At 63.6% G+C, this 21597-nt stretch carries 21 protein-coding genes; 5 read left to right on the top strand and 16 right to left on the bottom strand.

Going from position 1 to position 21597, the window contains the following annotated elements; all coding sequences use genetic code 11:
• Positions 1-194: 194 nt before the first annotated feature.
• The 13 genes from waaC to L0U80_RS03315 form a co-directional block, all read right to left on the bottom strand.
• Positions 195-1196, bottom strand: a complete 1002-nt coding sequence (waaC, locus tag L0U80_RS03375) for a lipopolysaccharide heptosyltransferase I (RefSeq protein WP_233862521.1) — start codon at positions 1194-1196, stop codon at positions 195-197.
• 257 nt (positions 1197-1453) lie between these two features.
• Positions 1454-2575, bottom strand: a complete 1122-nt coding sequence (locus L0U80_RS03370) for a TadG family pilus assembly protein (protein WP_233862519.1) — start codon at positions 2573-2575, stop codon at positions 1454-1456.
• An 11-nt stretch (positions 2576-2586) separates the two neighbouring features.
• The gene (locus L0U80_RS03365) at positions 2587-3081 is read right to left on the bottom strand and encodes a TadE family protein (protein ID WP_233862518.1); all 495 of its coding nucleotides are present in this window, start codon (positions 3079-3081) and stop codon (positions 2587-2589) included.
• 51 nt (positions 3082-3132) lie between these two features.
• Complete coding sequence (locus L0U80_RS03360) at positions 3133-4125, bottom strand: type II secretion system F family protein (protein WP_233862516.1); 993 nt, start codon at positions 4123-4125, stop codon at positions 3133-3135.
• Positions 4126-4163: 38 nt separating this feature from the next.
• Positions 4164-5141 (bottom strand): type II secretion system F family protein, encoded by a 978-nt coding sequence (locus L0U80_RS03355; protein ID WP_233862514.1) that lies wholly within the window; start codon positions 5139-5141, stop codon positions 4164-4166.
• Positions 5142-5190: 49 nt separating this feature from the next.
• On the bottom strand, positions 5191-6567 hold the full coding sequence (locus tag L0U80_RS03350; RefSeq protein WP_233862513.1) for a TadA family conjugal transfer-associated ATPase: 1377 nt from the start codon (positions 6565-6567) through the stop codon (positions 5191-5193).
• The gene (locus L0U80_RS03345) at positions 6554-7792 is read right to left on the bottom strand and encodes a CpaE/TadZ family protein (protein ID WP_233862512.1); all 1239 of its coding nucleotides are present in this window, start codon (positions 7790-7792) and stop codon (positions 6554-6556) included. The genes L0U80_RS03350 and L0U80_RS03345 overlap by 14 nt, the downstream gene beginning before the upstream one ends.
• A 129-nt stretch (positions 7793-7921) precedes the next feature.
• Positions 7922-8248 (bottom strand): hypothetical protein, encoded by a 327-nt coding sequence (locus L0U80_RS03340; protein WP_233862511.1) that lies wholly within the window; start codon positions 8246-8248, stop codon positions 7922-7924.
• 19 nt (positions 8249-8267) lie between these two features.
• The gene (locus L0U80_RS03335; RefSeq protein WP_233862510.1) at positions 8268-10376 is read right to left on the bottom strand and encodes a type II and III secretion system protein family protein; all 2109 of its coding nucleotides are present in this window, start codon (positions 10374-10376) and stop codon (positions 8268-8270) included.
• 103 nt (positions 10377-10479) lie between these two features.
• The gene (cpaB, locus tag L0U80_RS03330; RefSeq protein WP_233862509.1) at positions 10480-11310 is read right to left on the bottom strand and encodes a Flp pilus assembly protein CpaB; all 831 of its coding nucleotides are present in this window, start codon (positions 11308-11310) and stop codon (positions 10480-10482) included.
• Positions 11311-11358: 48 nt separating this feature from the next.
• A complete protein-coding gene (locus L0U80_RS03325; protein ID WP_233862508.1) occupies positions 11359-11910 on the bottom strand; it encodes an A24 family peptidase in 552 nt (183 codons plus the stop codon).
• A gap of 215 nt (positions 11911-12125) precedes the next feature.
• The gene (locus tag L0U80_RS03320; RefSeq protein WP_233862506.1) at positions 12126-12296 is read right to left on the bottom strand and encodes a Flp family type IVb pilin; all 171 of its coding nucleotides are present in this window, start codon (positions 12294-12296) and stop codon (positions 12126-12128) included.
• A 190-nt stretch (positions 12297-12486) separates the two neighbouring features.
• Positions 12487-12657 carry a Flp family type IVb pilin gene (locus L0U80_RS03315; RefSeq protein ID WP_233862504.1) on the bottom strand — a complete coding sequence of 57 codons (171 nt, stop codon included), beginning with the start codon at positions 12655-12657 and terminating at the stop codon, positions 12487-12489.
• Positions 12658-12777: 120 nt separating this feature from the next.
• Between L0U80_RS03315 and L0U80_RS03310 the strand changes: the two genes are divergently transcribed.
• The 5 genes from L0U80_RS03310 (at position 12778) to L0U80_RS03290 (ending at position 18165) form a co-directional block, all read left to right on the top strand.
• Entirely contained in the window at positions 12778-13146 is a 369-nt protein-coding gene (locus L0U80_RS03310; protein WP_233862503.1) for a hypothetical protein, read from the top strand.
• 44 nt (positions 13147-13190) lie between these two features.
• A complete protein-coding gene (locus tag L0U80_RS03305) occupies positions 13191-14432 on the top strand; it encodes a glycosyltransferase family 87 protein (RefSeq protein ID WP_233862501.1) in 1242 nt (413 codons plus the stop codon).
• Positions 14429-15706: a glycosyltransferase family 87 protein gene (locus L0U80_RS03300; RefSeq protein ID WP_233862500.1), complete on the top strand. Its 1278-nt coding sequence runs from the start codon at positions 14429-14431 to the stop codon at positions 15704-15706. Before L0U80_RS03305 ends, L0U80_RS03300 begins: the two co-directional genes overlap by 4 nt.
• 8 nt (positions 15707-15714) lie before the next feature.
• Entirely contained in the window at positions 15715-16806 is a 1092-nt protein-coding gene (locus L0U80_RS03295; protein ID WP_233862499.1) for a glycosyltransferase family 2 protein, read from the top strand.
• 120 nt (positions 16807-16926) lie between these two features.
• Positions 16927-18165, top strand: a complete 1239-nt coding sequence (locus tag L0U80_RS03290; RefSeq protein ID WP_233862498.1) for a glycosyltransferase family 87 protein — start codon at positions 16927-16929, stop codon at positions 18163-18165.
• A gap of 20 nt (positions 18166-18185) precedes the next feature.
• Here L0U80_RS03290 and L0U80_RS03285 read toward each other — a convergent pair whose 3' ends face one another.
• From L0U80_RS03285 to L0U80_RS03275, 3 genes are all read right to left on the bottom strand, one after another.
• Positions 18186-19466, bottom strand: coding sequence for a glycosyltransferase family 87 protein (locus tag L0U80_RS03285; protein WP_233862497.1), 1281 nt, complete (start codon positions 19464-19466; stop codon positions 18186-18188).
• Positions 19467-19468: 2 nt separating this feature from the next.
• Positions 19469-19828 carry a GtrA family protein gene (locus L0U80_RS03280; RefSeq protein WP_233862496.1) on the bottom strand — a complete coding sequence of 120 codons (360 nt, stop codon included), beginning with the start codon at positions 19826-19828 and terminating at the stop codon, positions 19469-19471.
• Between the two features lie 242 nt (positions 19829-20070).
• The gene (locus L0U80_RS03275; protein ID WP_233862495.1) at positions 20071-21474 is read right to left on the bottom strand and encodes a phosphomannomutase/phosphoglucomutase; all 1404 of its coding nucleotides are present in this window, start codon (positions 21472-21474) and stop codon (positions 20071-20073) included.
• Positions 21475-21597 lie beyond the last annotated feature (123 nt).

The raw sequence follows: 21597 nt of genomic DNA, 5'->3' as shown, positions 1-21597 counted from the left end.
ATGGTTCGGGTTGCGTAGCTAAGCAGTCGCGCCTCGCGCGCCACGTCTGGGCGCATTGCGGCGGGCCGCTCCCGGGAGCGCACGGCGTGCAGGGCACGCGCACGTGCGCGGCAATCCTTATACCGGTTGGCCCGGCTCGGCGCCTTGACCGGCGGCAGTGTGCGGCGGGTCAAGGGTCAAGGCAGTGCGCCGTATTACAGCAGCCCGAAACCCGCCAGCGCGGTCTTGACTTGCGCGAGCGTCGGCGGCTGACCGGCCGTGCCGAGATTGACGACTTCCGGCGACCAGTAGCCGCCTGTGCGCCAGGCGGTCGCGAAATTGTACAACTCGACGGTAGGCCGCTTCAGCGCCGCCGCGATGTGCACGAGGCCCGTGTCGACGCCCACGGTCGCCGCCGCGCCGTCGATCAGACCGACGACGGCTGGAAGCGTCAGCCTCGGCGGCACGATGGCCGCCTCGCCGAACTCGCGCGCGAGACGCTCGCTCGTCGCGCGCTCGGCGTCGCTGCCCCACGGCAGCACGAGCGACACGCCGCGCCGCACCAGCGCCTGGCCCAGCTCGATCCAGTTCGCGTCGGGCCATTGCTTGTCGGCGCGCGAGGTGGCGTGCACGAACACGACGTAAGGCACGGGCAGATTCAGCCCCGCGCCCGCCAGCGCCTTGGCGGCCTGGCCCGTATCGAGGCCGAAGTCGATTTCGTCGGTGGGCTGCGGCGCCGGCTCGTTCAGGGCGGCGGCGACCAGTTGCCGGGTGCGCTCGACGACGTGCGTGTGCGGCTCGATGGTGATCGAGCGGTCGTAGAAGTAGCGCGCGGGCCATTCGTAACCCGCGCCGTCGGTGCGGTTGCCGAGGCCGACGAGCGGGCCATGGGCCCAGCTCGCGACCCACGCGGTCTTGATGAGGCCCTGGCAGTCGATGACGAGGTCGTACTTCTCGGCGGCGAGCGCGCGGCGGAATGCGCCGATCTCGCGCCAGTTCGCCGCCGAGAGCAGGCTCTTGCGCCAGCGGCGCAGCGAAAACGGGATCGCGCGGCGCACGCCATGCACGAGTTCGACGAGCGGCTTAAAACTTTCCTCTACGAGCCAGTCGATCTGCGCATCGGGATGGCGCCGCCGGATGTCGGCGATCGCGGGCATGTTGTGGACGACGTCGCCAAGCGACGATACGCGCACGATCAGGATCTTTTGGACGCTCAAGGCAGAAACGGGCCGACGGGTTACGAGGTCCGCAATTTTAGCGCGCCGGAGGGAGTTGAGCGAAAAAGCCCGAAGAAAGTGTTGAGATGGGCGCGCGTATCGGCGCCCTAAACGCATCAAAGCGCTCTGCAACCGGCAGCGCAGGAAATAACGCGATCGTGGAGTCGCACGCGCGCTCGCGTCCGGTGTGCAAGAGCGCGCGGCACGCGGCTGTTGCGTTGCGGCGCGCAAGACGCGTGCACTGCGGCAGAACGCCCTTACTGCACCAGTCTCGGCGGTGTGTAAGCGCCGTAACTCGGCCCGACCCCTCCCGAATTGTCTGTCTCACAGTGGCTCATATCGTTGCTCATCTGAGCTTCCACATAGGGATTGGAGCCGTTTTGTGCATCAAGAATGTGCAGGCAAGCAAATGCCTGGACGGTTTGAGTCGAGCCTGTCGCCGACGGATCGGCCACCACGACCACCGTTACCCACTCGCATTGCCCATTGCCGGCAGCGCTACAGGCGTGGACAGTGTTATAGACCGAGTTTTCCTCACCGGACTGGATCCACGTCCCATTCGAACCATTGACGGAAAACGTGGTGGTGTTGCCATTAGTAACCAGGTTCTTGGCGAAGCTCGCACTTTGGTCATTGGAATCGAAAGTCGTCCACTGGCCGGACTGGCAGGTGCTGTATTGATAGCTGGATCCGATCCGGAAAATGTACGGCTGCCCCGCAACCTGAGGGTCCGAAAAACCGGTCACCGTGCCGCTGGTGGGTGAAAGTGATGGCGAATCGGTCGACGTATTCCAGTAGGTGTTGAACAAGCATTGCGACATCGCTAAAGGAAACAGCCCGCCCGCTCCCACATTGCCTGGCGAGGACAACACTGCCGTCGCCACCGCACTGGCTTTCAGGAATGTGGCGCCGAACACGCTAGCCAGAAAAACCGGCACGGCTCCGTTCGAATCCGAGCCGTCTTTGCGAATGGTCACCCGCACGGCAGGCAGATCGTTCGGGCCCGGCGTGAACGGCAGCGCCTCGAGGCCATACGGTGTTCCCGTAGCGTTCCAGTATCCGGTCGCGACAGTACTCGCAGTCGGATATGCACCCTGGACCTTATTGGAAGTGGTCGCCGTGGAAAACGTTGAAGCTCTTGCTGCCGCGGTCGTCCAATCCGGCTGGGTAGCGGTGCTGTTGCCGCACTCGCTACGCGGCTTCAGGCACCCTGCACCCGCCAACGCGGCCGCGTCAGCCGCATTCTGGAGTTCGTTGCGCGCGACCATCAGATTGCCGATGTCGATGGCCAGCGCCGCGAAGCTAAGCATCGCCACCATGCTCAGCGCGACCGTAACGGCCACTGCGCCTTTTTGTTTCGCCCTGCTCCCGCTGCGCATGATGGTCCCCTCTATTCGTTGTTCATGACGGTAGTGGCGGACAGCGTAATTGGACCCGTGATGGGCGCTATCAGCCGCCCCAAAGCCATTCCCTGGTACCGGTAAGTGACAGTCACCGAAAGCGGCTGACCGAAAGTGCCGCCGGCGCCAGACGTTACGACCGCCGGTGTGTTCTGCGTGCCGAACGTCATCAGATAGCTCGACGTGTAGTTCGTCACGACCGTTTGCACGTCGCTCGTGGTGGGCTTCGGGCTTTTGAGCACGACTCCTGCGCGTGCGCCTTCCCGACTGGCATTCGTAATGACGGCCTTGTCGTAAAAGAGCACGCCCATTTCAACGATGCCGAACAGCACGAGCAGCAGTAACGGCAGCACAATCGCAAGCTCGACCGCAGCCACGCCGCGCTGCGCGCGCCGCCAGCGTCGAAGCCGCAGGCTCGCTTCGCCCCGTCCTCCCCGTCCCGCGCGCAACAGAAGTGACGGCGCGCCAGTCTTTGCAGTGTCCATGACTCCCCCAATCGAATCGCCGATGTTCCCGTCGTGTCTTCCCGCCACCGCCTAGCCGCCGCTACCCATCGCAGGAAGCAGCGACCGATAGATGTGCAGTGCCGCCGGCCCCATCAGCACCACCATCAGCGCGGGAAAAATGCAGAACATCAGCGGAAACAGTAGCTTCAGCGCAATCTTCGCGGCCTGCTCTTCCGCGCGCATGCGTCTGCGCACGCGCAGCGTGTCGGAGAGCACACGCAGCGACGAGCCGATGCTCGTGCCGAAGCGCTCGGCCTGAATCAGCATCGTGGCAAACGCGTCGATGTCCTCGACGCCGGTGCGCAGCGAAAAGTTGCGCAGCGCCTTTTCCTTCGAGAAACCCGAGCGGATTTCGAGCAACAGCAGTTCGAGTTCGTCCGCCACGGCGGGGCTGCGCAGTCGCACTTCCTCGGCCACTTTCATCAGCGCGGCATCGAGGCCGAGGCCCGCTTCGACGCAGACGGTCATCAGGTCGATGGCGTCGGGAAAGTCCTCGAAGATGGTGCGCTGACGCGCCTCGACCCGACGCGCGACGATGACGTTCGGCAGGTAATAACCCACCGCGCCGAGCGCGACGAGCAACGCCGTGAAATTGAGCGTGCTGGTCGACGTGGGCGAGCCGAACAGCCAGATCGCCGCAAGCAACGGAAACAACAGCGCAAGCACGGTTTTCGCGGCGAAATAGACGGCGCCCGCGCCCGGCGCGCGCCAGCCCGCGTTCATGAGCCGCACGCGCAGCGCTGACGCTTCCCAGCCCTCCTTCGGCACCGAGAGCTTCGAGATCGGCCGCGAGATTTCGACGAGCCGCTCGAACCAGACATTGCCGTCTCCCGCTCCGGCGTCGCTGGCATTGCCGGCGTTGCCATAGCGCGAGTCGACGGGCGCGGCGCCCGGCTGGCCGATCCGGTGACTCAGGTCGCGCGACGCGACGATATGCATCGCCGCGAACGCAAGTGCAAATACGAAGAAGAACACGCCGCCTAGCAGCAGCATCGAGCTCATGCTTATGTTGAAGAGGTCCATCGTCGTTCCCCGTTGCTTTTGCGTTATTGCGTTCGCGACTACACGCGAATCGCGATCGTGCGCCGGATCCAGAACACGCCGAGCACCATCAGCACGGCCGCCGTCTGGACGACGCTCAGGCCTGCCGGGTCCTCCCACAGCACGTCGAGAAAGCCAGGATTGATGAGCATCATCAGCCCCGCGGTCACGAACGGCAGCAGGATGAGAACCCACGCCGACATCCTGCCCTCGGCCGACAGCACCCGCACCTTGTCGAACAGCTTGAAGCGCTCGCGCACGAGCGACGTGATGCTGTCCAGCAGCTCGGCAAGATTGCCCCCTGTCTCGCGCTGGATCAGCACGGCAATCACGAAGTAGCGCAAATCGTGGATCGGCACGCGCTGCGCGAGATTCGTGAGCGCGTCGTTGAGCGACAAGCCATAGTTGATCTCGTCGAACGTCACACGGAATTCGCCGCCCATCGGCTCGGGAAACTCGTCGCCGACCATCTGGATCGCTGCCGCGAATGCGTGCCCGGCTCGCAGCGAACGCGCGAGCATGTCGCACGCATCCGGCAACTGGCGCTCGAACTGAAGGAGGCGTTTCGCCCGGCACCGCCGCATGTAGAGCGCGGGCAGCATCGCGGACACTGCCGCTACCAGGATCACATAGTCGAACCGCACGGGCGACAGCGCACCCACGGCCACGACGACGAGGGGAATCGCGGCGCTAAAGCCGAACAGTTGCCCCGCCGTCCAGGTCAAGCCCGCTTGCTGCAACTGCCGCGCGGCCGCCTCGACCAGCGCGAGCTTCGCGAGTTTGCGGCGAAGCGGCGAGGCGTGCTCGCCCGCGCCCCGCTTGAGCATCGAGAGCGTTTCGCGCGGTGCGCCATTAGCCATCGACACGGACCGGATACGCGACTCGAGACGACGCGCAGCAGGACCATGACGGCTGTTCCAGAATTCCCAGGCACCCTCGATCGCCATCACTACGGCGACGAATACGAGGACGATCGAAGCGTAGAAGATCGAACTCATGCGTGTCTCCAGTCACACCGATATCGGGCCGTGCGTGCGCCCGGGTCGCTCAGTTCGTCTCGAAGCGCCGGTTCGGTTCGTAGATGTTCTCCGGCAACTTGACGCCGAAGGCCTCCAGGCGCTCCGAGAACCTGGGCCGCACGCCCGTCGCGCAGAAGTACCCGCGGACGTTGCCGTCCGAATCGAGACCGGTGCGGCGGAACGTGAAGATTTCCTGCATGTTGATCATGTCGCCTTCGAGCCCCGTCAGCTCAGAGATGCTGACGATCTTGCGGCGGCCATCGGTGAGGCGCGCGGCCTGAACGACGACCGTGATCGCCGAGGCGATCTGGTGGCGCATCGTCTTCGGCGGCAGCGCGAGGCCACCCATGCTGATCATGTTCTCGAGGCGCGTGAGCGCGTCGCGCGGCGTATTCGCGTGGATCGTCGCGAACGAGCCCTCGTGGCCCGTGTTCATCGCGTTGAGCATGTCGAGCGCTTCGGCGCCGCGCACTTCGCCGAGGATGATGCGGTCCGGCCGCATCCGCAGCGCGTTGCGCACCAGCGCACGCTGTGTGATCTCGCCACGGCCTTCGATGTTCGGCGGCCGCGTTTCGAGGCGCAGCACGTGTTCCTGGCGCAGTTGCAGTTCGGCGGCGTCTTCGATCGTCACGATGCGCTCATCGTTCGGAATAAAGCCCGAGAGCACGTTAAGCATTGTCGTCTTGCCGCTGCCGGTGCCGCCCGAGATCAGGATGTTCACCTTCGCGCGCGCCAGGGCGTCGAGCAGTTCGGCCATCGGCGGCGTGAGGGTCTGCAGCGAAATGAGATCCGGCACCTGGAGCGGATTCACCGCGAAACGCCGGATCGACACGAGCGGGCCATCCACGGCCGAAGGCGGGATGATGGCGTTCACGCGCGAGCCGTCGGGAAGGCGCGCGTCGACCATCGGACTCGATTCGTCGATACGCCGTCCCACCCGCGAGACGATCTTCTCGATCACCTTCATGAGGTGCGCGTCGTCGTAGAAGGTGACGTCCGTGATTTCGAGCTTTCCGCGGCGCTCGACATAAGTCTGCTTCGCCGTGTTCACGAGAATGTCGGACACGGTCGGATCGCGCAGCAGCGCCTCCAGCGGGCCGAAACCGAACATTTCGTCGTAGACGTCAATGGTCAGCTGGCGCCGCTCGAGGTCGTTTGCCGGCTCCTTGCGCTCCTCGAGGATTCGCGCGACGAGCGCGCCGATCTCGCTGCGGATCTGTTCCTCCTGCATCCGCGCGAGGCGCTCAAGCTCCACGCGATCGAGCACGTTCTGATGGATCTCGTACTTGAGCTTCTGATAGGCCTCCAGCTTCACGCGCGAGGTCGAGGACGGGGCCGATGCTGCGTCGGACAGGTCGCCGACGAGATGGACACGTTGTGCGGCAATCTGCTCACGTAGCGACATGGCAATGCTCCTGTCTCAGTTCGTTTCCGTTCGATGCTGCTGCACGACGCCCAACCAGCCGGCCGAGCAGCGATTCATGCGACGCAGCCTTACCGGCTCCCTCACCCACACCGCTTGCGAGTTTTCCGGCAAGCGCGCGCAGGCTGCGCGCGACGGCGCTCTTGCGCGCGGCCTCTTCAACCGGCAAGCCCTGGTTGATGGCCGCCAGCGCCGCGCGCGGATCGTCGGGAATGACGTGATACGGCTGCTGGCCGAGCGTGCGGGCGATCGCGTCGCGTGCTCGCGCGCCCTCACGGTTGTAGCGGTTCAGGACGAGGCTCAGGCGCTCGTTCGAATAGTTGAGCGAACCGAGAATATCGAAGAGCCGCCGGCACGCCTGCAGTTGCGGCATGGTCGCCTGCAGCACGACGTAAATGTGGTCGCTGCGATCGAGTGCGAGCATCGAAAGCTGGTTGATGGTCTGCCCCAGTTCGACGATGACGAAGTCGTAACGCGGCGTCGCCGCGCCGAGTATCCATTCGAGCCGGTCCGCGCGAATGTCGGCGGCCTTGATCGGGTCGCCCGCGCCCGCGAGGATGTCGAAATTCTCGGCGGCGTGAATGACGCTCGCTTCGAAGAAGGCGGCGTCCATGCGGTCGATCTGCGTGCTCATCTGCTGCAGCGTGGACGGCGCTGCAGCGGACGTGATGAGAAAAGCGGCGTCCGCGAACTGCTGGTTCAGGTCGACGAGCAGCACGCGCTTCTTCTCGAACTTCGCCATCGCGTACGCAACATTCGCGGCGATGAAGGTCGTCCCCACGCCGCCCCGGCTCGCCATGAACGAGGCGACCGGCGTCGCGCGGACCGCGTCGGCCGCGCGCTGCCCCGCTGCGCGTTTCAGCGCGTCGCTGAGGGACGCGGGATCGAGCGGCCAGTTGAGCACGTCGCGAACGCCCGCGCGCATCGCGGCGATCAAGGTGGACGACGTCGTGTCCGCGGTGATCAGGATGCACGTGAGGCGTTTGTGGCGGCGGCACAGCTCGGTGATCGTGGCGATATCGCCGTCCGTAATCGACGGCGCATCGACGATCAGCACGTCGAACGCGCCGAGCATGTCGCCTCGATCGAGCAGCAGCGCGGGGCCGCCGGCCGCGCGCGTGATCCGGTAGTTTCCGCTCGCAGCAATCAGGCGCGCGACGTGGTCGAGCCGATGCTGGTCGTTAGAAATGCTGAGGATATCGATCATGATGGTATGCGCCACTAGTCATTGCATCGGCCGAACGGCGCCGCGACGCCGGCCTGCTCCCGCCTTGCTCCATTTCTCCGGCACGTGCCGCGGTCCGTGTCTTCCAGGGCCGCGGCAGCGCGCCGGTCTTCACTGCGATGCCCCACCGCCTCCGCCGCCTCCGCCCGAGCCGCTGCTCACGCCAATCGCGAACGGATTCGACTGGGCCGGCGGCGACTTGTACGACTTGTCGTAAAGATCCATCGCCGCCACCGCCGCGTTCCCGTCGATGCTCTGATGCGAAGGCGCGTCCTCGCCCGCATGCGGATTGATGATCTGCACCTGCGCCGTCGTGCGCGCCGCTTCACCGAAGTGCGCATCCCAGATCGGCGAACTGGTCATGCAGCCGCCGAGCGCCGCGCACGCGGCGGCAATGAGTGCCGCGCGGCGGGCCAGAACAATGGTTTCAGGTTTCATGTTTCCTCCTCGCCTCGCATCAGTGATCGGCACTCGCGCCGGGTGCTTGCGCCGCGGCGCCCGGCTTGCCCGGCAGGTTCACGCGCGCGACATACGCCACGTGCGCCTGATCGGTCGTCGCTGTCGCTGCCGCCGGTGGCGTTGCCTGTGCCGCGTCCGTCGGGCTGGTCTGGCCGGTCTGGCCGCTTTCCGCCGCAATGCGGCGCGCCGTGCGCTCGATCCGTTCGGCGTCGCTTTCCTTTGGCCTCGGCGGCGCACTCGCGACGACCGGTGCCGCTGGCGCTGCCGGTGCGGCCGGAGCGTCGTTCGCTGCGATCCGACGCGCGGTGCGCTCTATCCGTTCAGCGTCGCTTTGCGTGGACGGAAGCGGCGCGCTCGTCACGACCGGTGCCGGCGCGGCCGATGCCATCACCACGTCCTGCTCGCTCGCAGGCACGGTGCGCGATGTAACCGGCGTCGCAGGCGCGGCGGGTGCTGCGGGCGCGGCCGGACCGCTAACCGGCTGGCCCTGGGGCGCGGCCGGTGCGGCCGGTGCTGCGGGCGATCCAGGCGCTGCGGGCGAAGCGGGTGCCGCGCCTGCGGGTTGTGCCTGCTGCGCCTTGGCAGCGCCGCGGCCTTCCATGTTGCCGGTCGCATAGACGTCGACTTCGTTCGGCTGCGTGAAGCTGTCGGTCGGCATGCGGTATTGCGGGCCCGTCATCGGATGCACGAGGTGCGGCGTCACGATGAACACGAGTTCGGAGCGGTCCTGCTGGAACGACGTGCTGCGGAACAGCGCACCCAGTACCGGAAGTTCGCCGATGCCCGGCAGCGCTTTGAGCGAGCCCGTCACGTTGTTGGTGATGAGGCCGCCGATCGCGAACGACTCTCCATCGCGCATTTGCACGGTTGTCGAGGCGCGCCGCGTCGTGATGAGCGGCAGGATCGACGTCCCGCTCACGTTCGTCGCGGTGAGCGTGACACCGGTCGGCGACAGCTCGGACACCTCCGGCGCGACCCTCAGGTTGATCCGCCCGTTGCCGAGCACGGTCGGCGTGAACTTGAGCCCGACACCGAACTCCTGCGCCTGCAGCGTGATGGTCGTCGTACCGTTGCCGCTGCTTTGCGGCACCGGAATGAAGATCTCGCCGCCAGCGAGGAACGTGGCTTCCTGGCCGCTGATCGTGACGAGGTTCGGCTCAGCGAGGATCTTGACCAGGTTGTCGGTCTTCTGCGCATCCACGGCGAACGAAAGCGGCTTGTTGTTGGCCTTGCTGAGCGCAAACGCACTCGACACGCCCGCCAGCAGGTTGCTCACGAGTGCGCCCGACCACGATCCGAAGCCACCCTGGATGTTGACGGCCGCGCCGAGCTGGTCGATCAGTGTCTTGTCGACTTCGGCGACCTTCACTTCGAGCATCACCTGCTCGGGCGAATCGACCGTCAGCATGTTGAGCACGCCGCCTTTACCGCCGCCACCGCCCGCACCGTGCGAGACGCTGTAGACCGACGCGATCTGCGCGGCCTGCTGTGCGGCTTGCGGCGTGCTCACGTGGCCCATCAGCACGAGATTGTCCGCCGCCGTCGAGACGTGGATATCGTGCTCGCCTGGCAAGAGCTGCTGGAGCGAGGACTGAAGTCCGCCCGCGTCGGCATTGACGACCACGTCGATGACCTGACACGCGCCGCTGCGGCCCTGAACGATCATGTTGGTCGTCCCCACCGCCTCGCCGAGCACATAGAGCGTCTGCGGCGACACCATCGTCGCCTGCGCGATGGCCGGATTGCCGAGCGTGCGATTGCGCACCGGTTCGTCCAGCGGGACAAGCAACGACTTCCCGAGCGGCACGACGACGGTCTTCTCGCCGCGCACTGGCCCGGCACAGTTCGGTCCGTGCAGCGAACCGGAGGGAGGCGCTGCATGCGCCCCCGCAGCCGCCTGTGGCCCCATGCTGATGGTCATCTGCATCGGACCATTCGGCATCGGCACCGTGGCGGCACGCGCCGCCGCACCGCTTTCCACCGCCTCCTGAGCCATCGCCTGCACGGCCACGAGGAGCCCCACACAGGTCGCGGCGGCCAGTGCCGACCGCACCGGGCGCACGGTGTCTCGCCCGCTACCCCGCAAAGTCCATATTCTGGATTTCATGTCGTTATACCCCGCCGTTCGATCCATCTGGTTTTGGTTTTGTGCGTCCGGTCAGATTCGTATATTCAGACGCGCCCCCACGGTAAATTCTTTTCTTTGTCGATCAAAAGCATTCCTGACTACCCTTCACTCCGGACAGCACGCCGATACAATCGCGCTTTTCCACCGGCCTGGCCACGTACTTGACCGGTACCGGGCGCGGCGCGGCCGGCGCCGATGCGGGAGTGGGAGGCGCGCCGAGCAACGTCAGTTTGGTCGCGCCATCCGTCGAGAGCTTGTCGTTGTCGATCTGGTTTCGCAGCACGAGCGACAGGGTGCCGACGCTGCGTGCGAGATCGAGCTTCTCGGCCTGGTCGGGCGTGACCTCTAGCGTCACCGCATTGACCACTTTCGGCTGCGTCTCGTCGCGGCTGACTTCCTGCGCGACGGCGAGCACGAGAATTCGCTCGAGCACGATCTTCGAGATGCTTTGATTGTTAGTGTTCTTCGATTCGGGCGTCTGAGTATTGACGATCACATCGACGTAGTTGCCGGGCAGCGCGAATCCGGCGACGCCAACGACATCGTTCACGCGAACGGTGATGGCGCGGTGACCTGCGTCGATCATCGCCGAAAGCCCGCCCTTCGTTCCGGCCGGCGCGAGCTTCGATTCGAGCACCGGTTCGCCGCGCGAGAGGCTCGTGCGTACGACGCGGCCTTCGAGCGCCTTTGGATCGGCAAACGTACCGGGCGGCAAGCTGTCCTTTGGCCAGTTCACCATCTTGACCATCGGGACGGAGATCGGCTGTCCGGGCCCGATATCGGCGGCGGCGACAGACACCTGCGTCACTGCATCCGAAGAAGTCTGTATCAGCCAATGCGACACGGACACTACCGCCGCAAGCCCCGCAAGCAGCGCGACGACAAACATGATCACAGCACGACCGTTGTTCATGACCCCCTCCTGAAAGACACCAACTTCTTGATGACCGACGTGGGCGATTCAGCCCGCCATGGCGGACAGCACACCGAGCGTTCCAGCCGCGATCGCGACGCCATATGGAATCGAACCGACGGACTCCTGGTCCGCCTTACCGGACCACGCTGGCATGCCGCGAGGGGCCAGCTGAAATAGTGTCCGGAGCACCAGCGTGCGCACGTTGCGCAGCAACCGCACAAGATGACCGCGGCCCGCGACCAGCAGCACAGATCCGATCCCGCCCACGATGAATGTCGCGAGTACGACGTTGCAGGCGGCGCTGGCACCGAGCCATGCGCCTACCATCGCCATCAGCTTGACGTCGCCGGCGGCCATGCCGCGCAGGAGATAAAACGGCAGAAAGGCGGCGAAACCCGTGGCGGCGCCCGCAAGCCATGTCAGGCTGCCGGCCGCCGCGCCGTGCAGCCAGATCTGCACGGCAAGCGCGACAACGAGTCCTGAGCCGACGAGCCAGTTCGGAATGCGGCGCGAGACGATATCCATGCTCGCGGCAATGAGCACCCATGCGCTAACGCACAGCGGCACGGGATACGGCGGGAGTTGGGTGAGATGCATCGATGAATCCCCCGAAAGCTTTTATATTTCGGCGCTCCTCGTCTGCTCGGGCGCGCCGTGATTCGTGTCGTGATTCGCGCACCACTGGCAACGCTCATTTCGAGCCTGCCCCGGCAAGACGGTTAAGCACTTCTGTTCTGCGATTCAACGAACTGCTACAGCCTGTGACGTCGAACTGCCGGGCGACACGCGGTCACGGTCGCCCGGCCGTCGCTTTAGGTGTCCTGCGCGATGTCGTTAAAAACATCGCTGAGGTTCGAACCGACCTTCGTCACGCCCGCGATGATCGCGATCGCAATCAAAGCGGCGATGAGGCCGTATTCGATCGCGGTCACACCGTCTTCGTCCTTGATGAAGCGCTTTACACCGGAAATAAACTGATTCATGACTAACCCCTTATGGATCGTTTTACCCCATTTCCCTGAACGGCCTGAAGTCCAGAGTTCTCTTCGACACCCACCGCCAACAACATGACAGGCACCTGATTTTTAGGCGATGTCTCGCGGTTTGTGTGTTCGTTTGTGCACGCACACCTTCATTGAGCATACCGAACGATCACTTACTTCATCGACGGCATTAGACCGATGCTGCAACTTCCGAAAACAGCCCACTGAGGTTGGAACCCACGGTAGTCACACCAGCGATGATTGCCAACGCAATGAGCGCCGCGATCAACCCGTATTCGATGGCTGTTACTCCCGCATCGTCCTTCGAAAATTTATGTAAGGCTGCGACGAGAAATGTCATGGCTAACCCCCTTTAACGAAATTAGATCGTTGACGCTTGATGGCCTGAAGTTGACGGAACGACGATCGATGTAGCTGCGATGCCGGTCAGGCGCTTAGGTTTTAGGTGACGAAAAACCAAATGTTTGTTGGATGGGACACGTATCCATCCACATCGCTGCAACGGCCTGATCAGTTTTGTGCGCCGGATTGCTCTCTGTGCGTGGATCACTGGACAAGTCAAACGTTTGCCTTTGAGCCTTTACCGATCAGCGTCCGCGCCTACCACGGCGCCTTTCGTATCGCTCACCCGGCAACGGCTTTATGCAGGCGCATAACTTCGCGACGGCTTTTCGCCCGCTATGTTGGATCGGACACGTTCGCACGCGAAACGCCGTTGAACGACGCATTTTTCGTCGAACATAATTCCCCAACCAAGCCGCCGATGCTGGCGCTCCAGCTTCAGGACGGCAATAAAAGCGGTATATACAAGACGCCCGATGCGTCGTGATGCCGATGTTCCGGCGACTTCGGGCAATGACCAAAGGCGGGGAAATGGACCTGTTGACGAACGACCTGACGGGGGTGGATCGACCCGTTCGCCACTGGATCACGCGGTCGAGAATCGGACTGTACAGCGTCACGATGCTGGCGCTCTACGCGGTTTTCATGGCCGTTTGGGCCCAGCACACCAACGGATTCACATCGACCACGGTCGCTCGCCCCGGCAGCGACTTCGCCGTTTTCTGGGCCGCGTCCCACGTCATGCTGCACGGCGAAAGCTGGCAGGCCTACGACTACGCCTCGTTCTCCGCCATCGAACGAGCATTGTTCGACAATCGCCCCGAATTCACGCTGCTGCCGTGGCTGTATCCGCCCACGTTCCTGCTCCTCGTGACACCGCTTTCGTTGCTCCCGCTTACGCTCGCGTATGCCTTGACGGCGCTTGGCGGCCTGGTCGCGTATGCCTTCGCCGCGATGCGCGTATCTGGGCTCGGCCAGACGACGGTCCGGCGCGACGTGGGTGTGCTTGCGCTGATCGCGAGCCCCGGCGTTTTCGTCACTGTGATGTATGGACAGAACGCGCTGCTCACCGCCGCGCTTGCCGCGCTGGCAATCTATTGGGCCGACAGGAAACCGCTTGTTGCAGGCATCTGCATCGGGCTGCTTGCCATCAAACCGCAACTGGCGCTGGTGTTTCCGTTCGTGCTCATTGCCACGCGGAACTGGCGCACGTTCTTCGCGGCAGCTGTGAGCGCGTGCGCATTCACGTTGATCAGCACGCTGATCTGCGGCACGCGAACGCTGACGATGTTCTTCACGAACACGCGGTTCGTGCGCGAAGCGATACTCGAGCACAACCAGCACTTCTGGCAGTCCTCGCCGACTGCGTTTGCCGCGCTGCGCGGCGCAGGGTACGCGCTGCTTACCGCGTATTCCGCACAGGCATTCGTGGCGCTCGTCGTGATCGGCTCAGCTTGCGTGGTGTGGCGCGGGACACACGATGTCCGCTTGCGCACCGCCGCGCTGGCAATCGCAACGTTGCTGGCCAACCCCTACGTCTGGCATTACGAGCTCGCCTGGCTCGGACTCGCACTGGCTTGCCTCCTCGCGATCGGTCTTCGTGACGGCTGGATGGCGGGCGAACAGGAAGCGATCGTCATCGGCTGGCTGCTTCCCCTCTATGAATTGTTCAACGGCTTTGCTCACATGCCGCAAGCCGGTGCACTCGTCCTTCTCTTTCTGCTGCTCGCGGTGCTGCGCCGCCAGCGTGTCTCACCGGGAGATCGCGTATGAACACGCCCGCATCGACGTCGCCACCCGCCGGCATCGACACTTCCAGCAGCCTGCAGAACGCGCGGAGTGCGGACCGCAAGCGCCACTGGCTCAACAAACAGCGGCTGTGGCTCTACCCTTGTGTGGCGCTGGCGTGCTACGTGCTGGCAGTACTGTCGTATCTGGTGCGCGTCAACTGGCTGCACACCGGCGAAGAACTCGGGCCCATCGCGCTCGATTACGTCGCGTTCTGGAGTGGCTCGCATCTCGCCCTGCAAGGACATGCGATCGACGCCTATGACGTCGTCAAGATCACGGCCGTGGAAACGGCCGCGCTTGCGCGCCCGGTTGGCATCCTTCCGTGGCTCTATCCGCCAACCTATCTGCTCGCTGTCCTCCCCCTCGCCCTGGTGTCCTACCGTCTATCGGCGACTCTCTTTCTCGGCCTGACGCTTATTGGGTTCACAGGAGTCTGCTACGCAACGCTGCCCAGCCGCCGCGTTGCGCTCATCGCGTTCGCTGCTCCCTGTTCCGCTCTCGTGCTCGCGGCAGGACAGAACGGCTTGTTGACAGCAACCCTCATCGGGTCGGGGCTCGTGCTGCTGCGCCGGCATCCTGTGTTGTCGGGTATCAGCTTCGGCCTGCTCTGCGTGAAGCCGCATCTTGCAGTTCTGATTCCGCTCGCGCTGCTGTGCTCGCGGTCCTGGCGCGCGCTCGCGTCGACAGCCGTCACGGCACTCGCGATGCTCGCGGCGTCCATCTGGGCCTTCGGAACCGCGACGCTCATGGCATGGGTTCACAACATGGGCCTGATATCAGGTTACGTGGACAGCGGTCAGGCCGCGCTCGCACGCATTCCCACGTTCTTCGCCATGGCGAGAATGCTCCACGTCCCCACAACGATCGGTTACGCGCTGCAGATCATGGCTGCCTGCGCCGCCGCACTCGCCGTCGTGTATGCGTGGAAACGCCCATGCGCGTTCGAGCTGCGCGCCGCCACGCTCGTCTGCGCAAGCCTGCTCGTGAGCCCCTACCTGTTCGACTACGACCTCACGTGGTATGGCCTCGTCATCGTATGGTTCGTTCGTTATGCGATGGCGAACGGTTTTAATCGCGGCGAGCGTGAATGGCTGGTCCTGCTGTGGGTCGCGCCGTTCGCTGGCATAGCGATCATCACGCACCTGCATTTTCAGTTTCTTCCGTTTGTAACGGCTGCAACGCTCGCGATGGTGCTCAGACGCATCGCCGCCGAACGACGCGACGCCGCCCATTCCGTCACCCTCCTCGCCGCGTAGGAGACACCATGAAAAACGCACCCATCGGGGATACGGCTGCGGGTACGCCCGCTGCGAAGAAACCGCTGATTTCGCTGATCGCACCGTTCTACAACGAGTGCGAGGCGGTCGACCGGTTCTTCGAGGAGGTCCAGCATGTGCTCGACTCCGTCGACGCGATTCGCTACGAGATTGTCTGCATCAACGACGGAAGCCGCGATGGCACGCTCGAGAAGCTGGTCGCCATGAGCGAGCGCGACCGGCGCATCAAGGTGATCGACTTCACGCGCAATTTCGGCAAAGAGGCGGCGCTCACGGCTGGGCTCGACGAGGCCAACGGCGATGCCGTCATTGCGATAGACGCTGACCTTCAGGATCCGCCGTCACTGATCCCTGAGATGATCGAACGCTGGCAGGCGGGCGCCGAAGTCGTGCTCGCCCGGCGAGCGAATCGCGCTTGCGATTCCGTTCTGAAGCGCACTACCGCGGCGCTGTTCTATCGCGTTCACAACGCGCTGTCCGAAGTGAAGATTCCCGAAAACGTCGGGGACTTCAGGCTCATGGATCGCCAGGTCGTCAACGCGCTACGCAGCCTGCCGGAGCGGCACCGGTTCATGAAGGGCCTGTTTGCGTGGGTCGGTTTTAACGCGGTGACGATCGACTACGAACGTACGCCGCGCAGTGCCGGGAAAACCAAATTCTCGGGCTGGCGCCTGTGGAATTTTGCGCTCGAAGGGATTACGAGCTTCAGCACGGTTCCGCTACGCAGCTGGACTTATATCGGCGGCGCCATTGCATTGCTGGCGTTTTGCTATGGCGGAGTGATCGTCGGCCGTACGGTGCTGTTCGGTAATCCGGTCCCTGGATACGCTTCGCTGATTTCGGTTGTGCTGTTCATCGGCGGCATGCAGTTGGCGGGAATCGGCGTGATCGGCGAATACGTCGGGCGCATCTATGACGAGTCGAAAGAACGGCCCGTTTATCTCGTGCGCCGACGCTACGAAGCGCGTGCAAAGGTCAGCACGCTGCCGGTCGAGCGTGCGGACGCCCGCAGCGATGGCCCTGCGCTGGAACTGGTTCGCAAGCGGGTAACGTCGCGGTTGCGGGCAACCGCCAGGTGATTGTGCATCCTTCCCTGCAACGGCTGCTGGCCTGCGAGACCACTTTGCCGGTCAGCGCGCCGCTAGAGGGGAGTACTTGACGAATCAAACTCTGCGATTAGGCCATTCAGGATCGCGCCCATGAAATCGCTGTATGAGAAACACGCGGGCGTGTCCCGCCTGACGGTCTACGCCCTGGCGGCGCTCGCAGTCCAGATCTTGTCCCTCGCGATCTGGATCGTCCGTTTCTACTTCCTGGAAGACCACTCATCCCCGATGGTGGGCTTCGACTTCGCGATATTCTGGTCTGCGGCACGGGTGGCCATGCAGCATGGGGCAGCGGCCGTATTCTCGCCGCAGTGGATGCTGCCGACCGAAGTTGCGCTCGGGATCGACCACTATTCGATATGGCCGTATCCCCCCACATTCCTGTTAGCGGTCTTGCCATTTGGACTGCTGCCTTTTGGCGTCGCGCTAACGCTGTATTCGCTTCTCGGCATGCTGCTCTACGGCGCCGTTCTGGCGCAATTCGTTCGCGGGCTCGATCGTACCTGGCTGCCGCAACTGCTGGCATTTCCCGGTATCGCGATTGCCATCGGGCTTGGCCAGAACTCATTGTTCACGGTCGCGGCTGCCGGTGCGGCGCTGGCACTGATCGAGATTGATTCGGGACTTGCGGGGGTGTGCATCGCCATGCTCGCGATCAAACCGCAATTCGGCGTGCTGTTTCCCCTCGCACTTGTTTGCGGCAGGCATTGGAAGGTATTTGGCGTTTCCGCGCTTTGTGCAGTCGCCTTTGTCGCAATCAGCGTCGTGGTGTTCGGACAGGATGCGTGGAGCGCATTTGCGACGTTTCTGCCGCAATTCCACACGATGGCGGTAACGCAAGGTGGCAGCATGATGTGGCCAGGCATGCCGACAATGTTCGCGCTGGCCCGAAGCGCCGGTTTGTCCGTTAATGCCGCTTACCTGTTGCACGGTTTGGTCGCAGTACCGGCGGTTCTTGCGATGGCGTTCCTGTGGGTGCAGCGCGCCAGATTCGAACTGCGGGCTGCCTCGCTGATTATCGCCACGCTGCTGGTGCAACCCTATGTCATGTTCTACGACCTGGCCTGGCTCATTTTGCCGCTTGTTCTGCTCATACGCGATAACAGAACAGCAGCGCGCGGGCGAATGGAATGGGTCGTTGTTGCAGCCGCATGGCTGGCGCCAGCCCAGGCGCTCCTCTCAGCGTACAGTCGCCACTACCTGAACATCCTTCCCGCCGTGATGATCGCTTTGCTCGTCATCGTCATGCGACGGCATCTCGCGACGACTCGCTACGCGGGTCACAAAGCCTGCATGCACGACGCCGGGCATCCGGCGCGTGCGCAAACCTGAGGCGACGTAGCGAATCGGGTTCAGCGTGATCCGCCAGGTCCGCAGACCGTAAGCGAAGATACACAGTCGCAAGCAGGCGTGTCACGTTGAGCGAGCCCACGCCGTACAACGACCAGAAGCAGTGCGAAAACGAAAATGGGCGCGTAAGCAGTCGCGGCCCAGTCACGTGGTGCGTAAGCGAACGCGGGCGAAAACCAGGCACTCGCCATGACGACACCATCGCCCCGAATCCAGCCGTTGCGGGCGCCGTCCTGCAGCAGCCACAAAATGGGCAGGCCCAATAACAGGAGGTCGTAATAAAGCAGGTAATAAGGCACGAGCATCGTCGCGAGCACGAGCGCCGAAGCACGCAAGGCGAAACGCGCGTGTGTGCCCCAAAGCCACGCAACGACGGTCATGGCAAGTGCCGCCACGATGTAATGGACCAGCAAGGCGGTCGGGACTGAAGCGCCGAAGTTGCGCGCAGCACCGAACACGGTCGAAATTCCGCCTGGCCAGTCGGTCGAGTGCTGGACAACGAGATTGTGGAAGGCAGGCAACGCCTGCACGAATCGCGAGTACGTTTCGAATCCGAGCGCCAGTCCCGCGAGCGCGCAAAACACGCCGACCGTCAGCGCGGCCGACGCTATCGCGCGCCACTGCCTGCCGAACAGCAGCGCAACTGGAATCACCAACCCAAGTTGCGGCTTGATGATAAGCACGCCAAAGAAAATTCCCGCGAGCCATGGGCGCCTGTCGAGACAGAGCAGTCCCATCCCCAGGAGTCCGAACGTCAGAAATGAGTTTTGCCCAGCGGCCGCCGCCCACCATACCGCGGGAAAAACCACGATCGACAACCAGTATGCAGAGTTCCGTATCGGTCGCATGATGCGTGCGCACACCTGAAACGCGAAGGCCATGCCCATCAAGAGAGACAGCAGATACGAGACCACGAACGGCAACAACGCTGCCGGAAGCACCGCCAGCAGAAACGTCGGTGGATAAGCCCACGGGGTGACGAACGGGCTCGGTAGCCGATTCTGCAGCGGTAACGCAATCGCCTCGATGAGGGCGGTGTCGAAGGCATTGACGGCGGGGCCGTGCAGCGCGAGCCACGAGGCGCTCCAGAACACGGCGAAATCCCAGCCCAGCGGAATGACGCCGATTCTCCGGTGGAGGTACCCGAACCATATCCTCAGCGAGAAGTGGCCGATGCTCACCAGCAGCAGGAGAATCGTGTAAAACCGGATGCGTCCCGCAGTGAGCCAGCGTGGCGGTCCCGCCAGCGTCCGGGAAGCGGACTGAACGGATTCATCGCGCACAGTCAGGCCTCCCGGAAGGTCCAACGGGCATGCATGACATAAGAAAGCGCGGGAATGCAGACGACGACCGCGATGGTCGGCAGCCAGAGACTCTGCCGCCCGCACACGAGAGGAACGAGCGCGGCAATCAGAAATCCACCGATCGAAACCGTGCCGAAGCGCAGAAAGCGCGTGACGGTCGGACGCGAGGAAAAGCTCCACAGCGTCTGCAAAAGAAACGAAACAACGTTGGCGACGACGAACGCCGCCACGTTCGCGACGGTCGAATCGCGAACGAGCCAGTTAAAAACTAACCAGGCAACCGAGACATGAACGAGCGTAGCCACGCCCCCGGCGAGTGCAAACCTGATGATCCGCGGCATCCCCCGACACTCCAGAAGGTATGCGAGGCTCGGGCCGGGAAGCCGGGATACGCGGTAGCGCGCATCTTATGCCGACCATGCCTCGCGATCAATTGTTTCGCGGAGTATGAAGGAACAGTAAGGTACGCGTCAGCCTGAAAGTGTGCGCGTTTGTTCGGGAGTCCACACAGGGACGTTCAAGCGGCGTTATGCTCGCGCCGTTTGCGCACGGCCCGGCGGGCGCCGGGCCGCCTGCTGCATGATCAGAACGGCAGTTTCGCGTCCGGCTTCTCGGCGAGAATCACGCGCTTGAAATCGGCCTGGATACGCGCGAGCGCCGTGTCGTTGTCCGCTTCGAAGCGCATCACGACCACCGGCGTCGTGTTCGACGAACGCGCAAGCCCGAAGCCATCGGGATACTCCACGCGCAGGCCGTCGATCGTGATGACCTCGTCCTCGCCCGTGAACTTCGCGTTCTTCTGCAGCTTCGCGATCAACGCGAAGTTCTCGCCTTCTTCGAGCTTCAACTGCAGTTCCGGCGTGGCGTGCGAGTTCGGCAGGTCGTTGAGCACCTTGCTGGGGTCCACGACGCGCGACAGCAGTTCGAGCAGGCGCGCGCCCGTATAAAGGCCGTCGTCGAAGCCGTACCAGCGGTCCTTGAAGAACACGTGGCCGCTCATCTCGCCCGCCAGCGGCGCGCCCGTTTCGCGCAACTTCGCCTTCACGAGCGAGTGTCCGGTCTTCCACATGAGCGGCACACCGCCGTGGTCCTTCACCCACTTCGCGAGATTGCGTGTGCACTTCACGTCATAGATGATCTGCTCGCCCGGATGGCGCGTCAGCACATCTTGCGCGAACAGCATCAACTGACGGTCCGGGTAGATGATCTGGCCGTCCTTCGTCACGACGCCGAGGCGGTCGCCGTCGCCGTCGAATGCGAAGCCGATCTCGGCATCCGTTTCCTTGAGCGCGCGAATCACGTCCTGCAGATTCTCGGGATGCGCCGGGTCCGGGTGGTGATTCGGGAACGTGCCGTCCACTTCGGTGAACAGTTCGACCAGTTCGCAGCCCATCGCCTTGAACAGGCGCGGCGCGAGATTGCCGGCCACGCCGTTGCCCGTGTCGACGACGATCTTCATCGGGCGCGCGATCTTCACGTCGCTCACGATTCGTTGCAGATATTCGTCGGCGATGTCGTATTGCGTGTAGCTGCCCTTGCCCGCGTCGAAGCGGCCCGCGACGATGCGCTCGTACAGCGCGGTGATCTGCTCGCCGTAGATCGCCTTGCCGCGCAGGACCATCTTGAAACCGTTGTAGTCGGGCGGGTTATGGCTGCCGGTCACGACGATGCACGAATCCACGCTGCGCTCGCCACCAGCCGCCGTGGCGAGCTTCAGCGGCACGCTGGCCGCGAAATAGCCGACCGGCGTCGGCACCATACCCACGTCGACGACATCGACGCCCGCTTCGCACAGGCCATCTGCAAGCGCGCGAATCAGTTCCGGTCCGGAGAGCCGGCCGTCGCGCGCGATCACGACCGCGTCGCCGCCCTGCGCACGCACTTCGCTGCCGAATGCCCGGCCGATGGCGCGCGCCGTCTCTGCGTCGAGCGTCTTGCCGACCACGCCGCGAATGTCGTAGGCCTTGAAAATCGATTGAGAAATCATGATGGGGCTCACAGTCCGTTAATACCGTGCCTATTCGTAACACAACCGGGCTGCATTATTCTGCAGACTGTTACGAAAAGTCGAATCCTTTACAAACTATAATTGCTGCTTTCTTCCGTGCTG

It is taken from the genome of Paraburkholderia adhaesiva, from assembly GCF_021390575.1.
Lineage (GTDB): Bacteria > Pseudomonadota > Gammaproteobacteria > Burkholderiales > Burkholderiaceae > Paraburkholderia > Paraburkholderia adhaesiva.
This window is presented reverse-complemented; position numbering and strand designations above follow the sequence as displayed.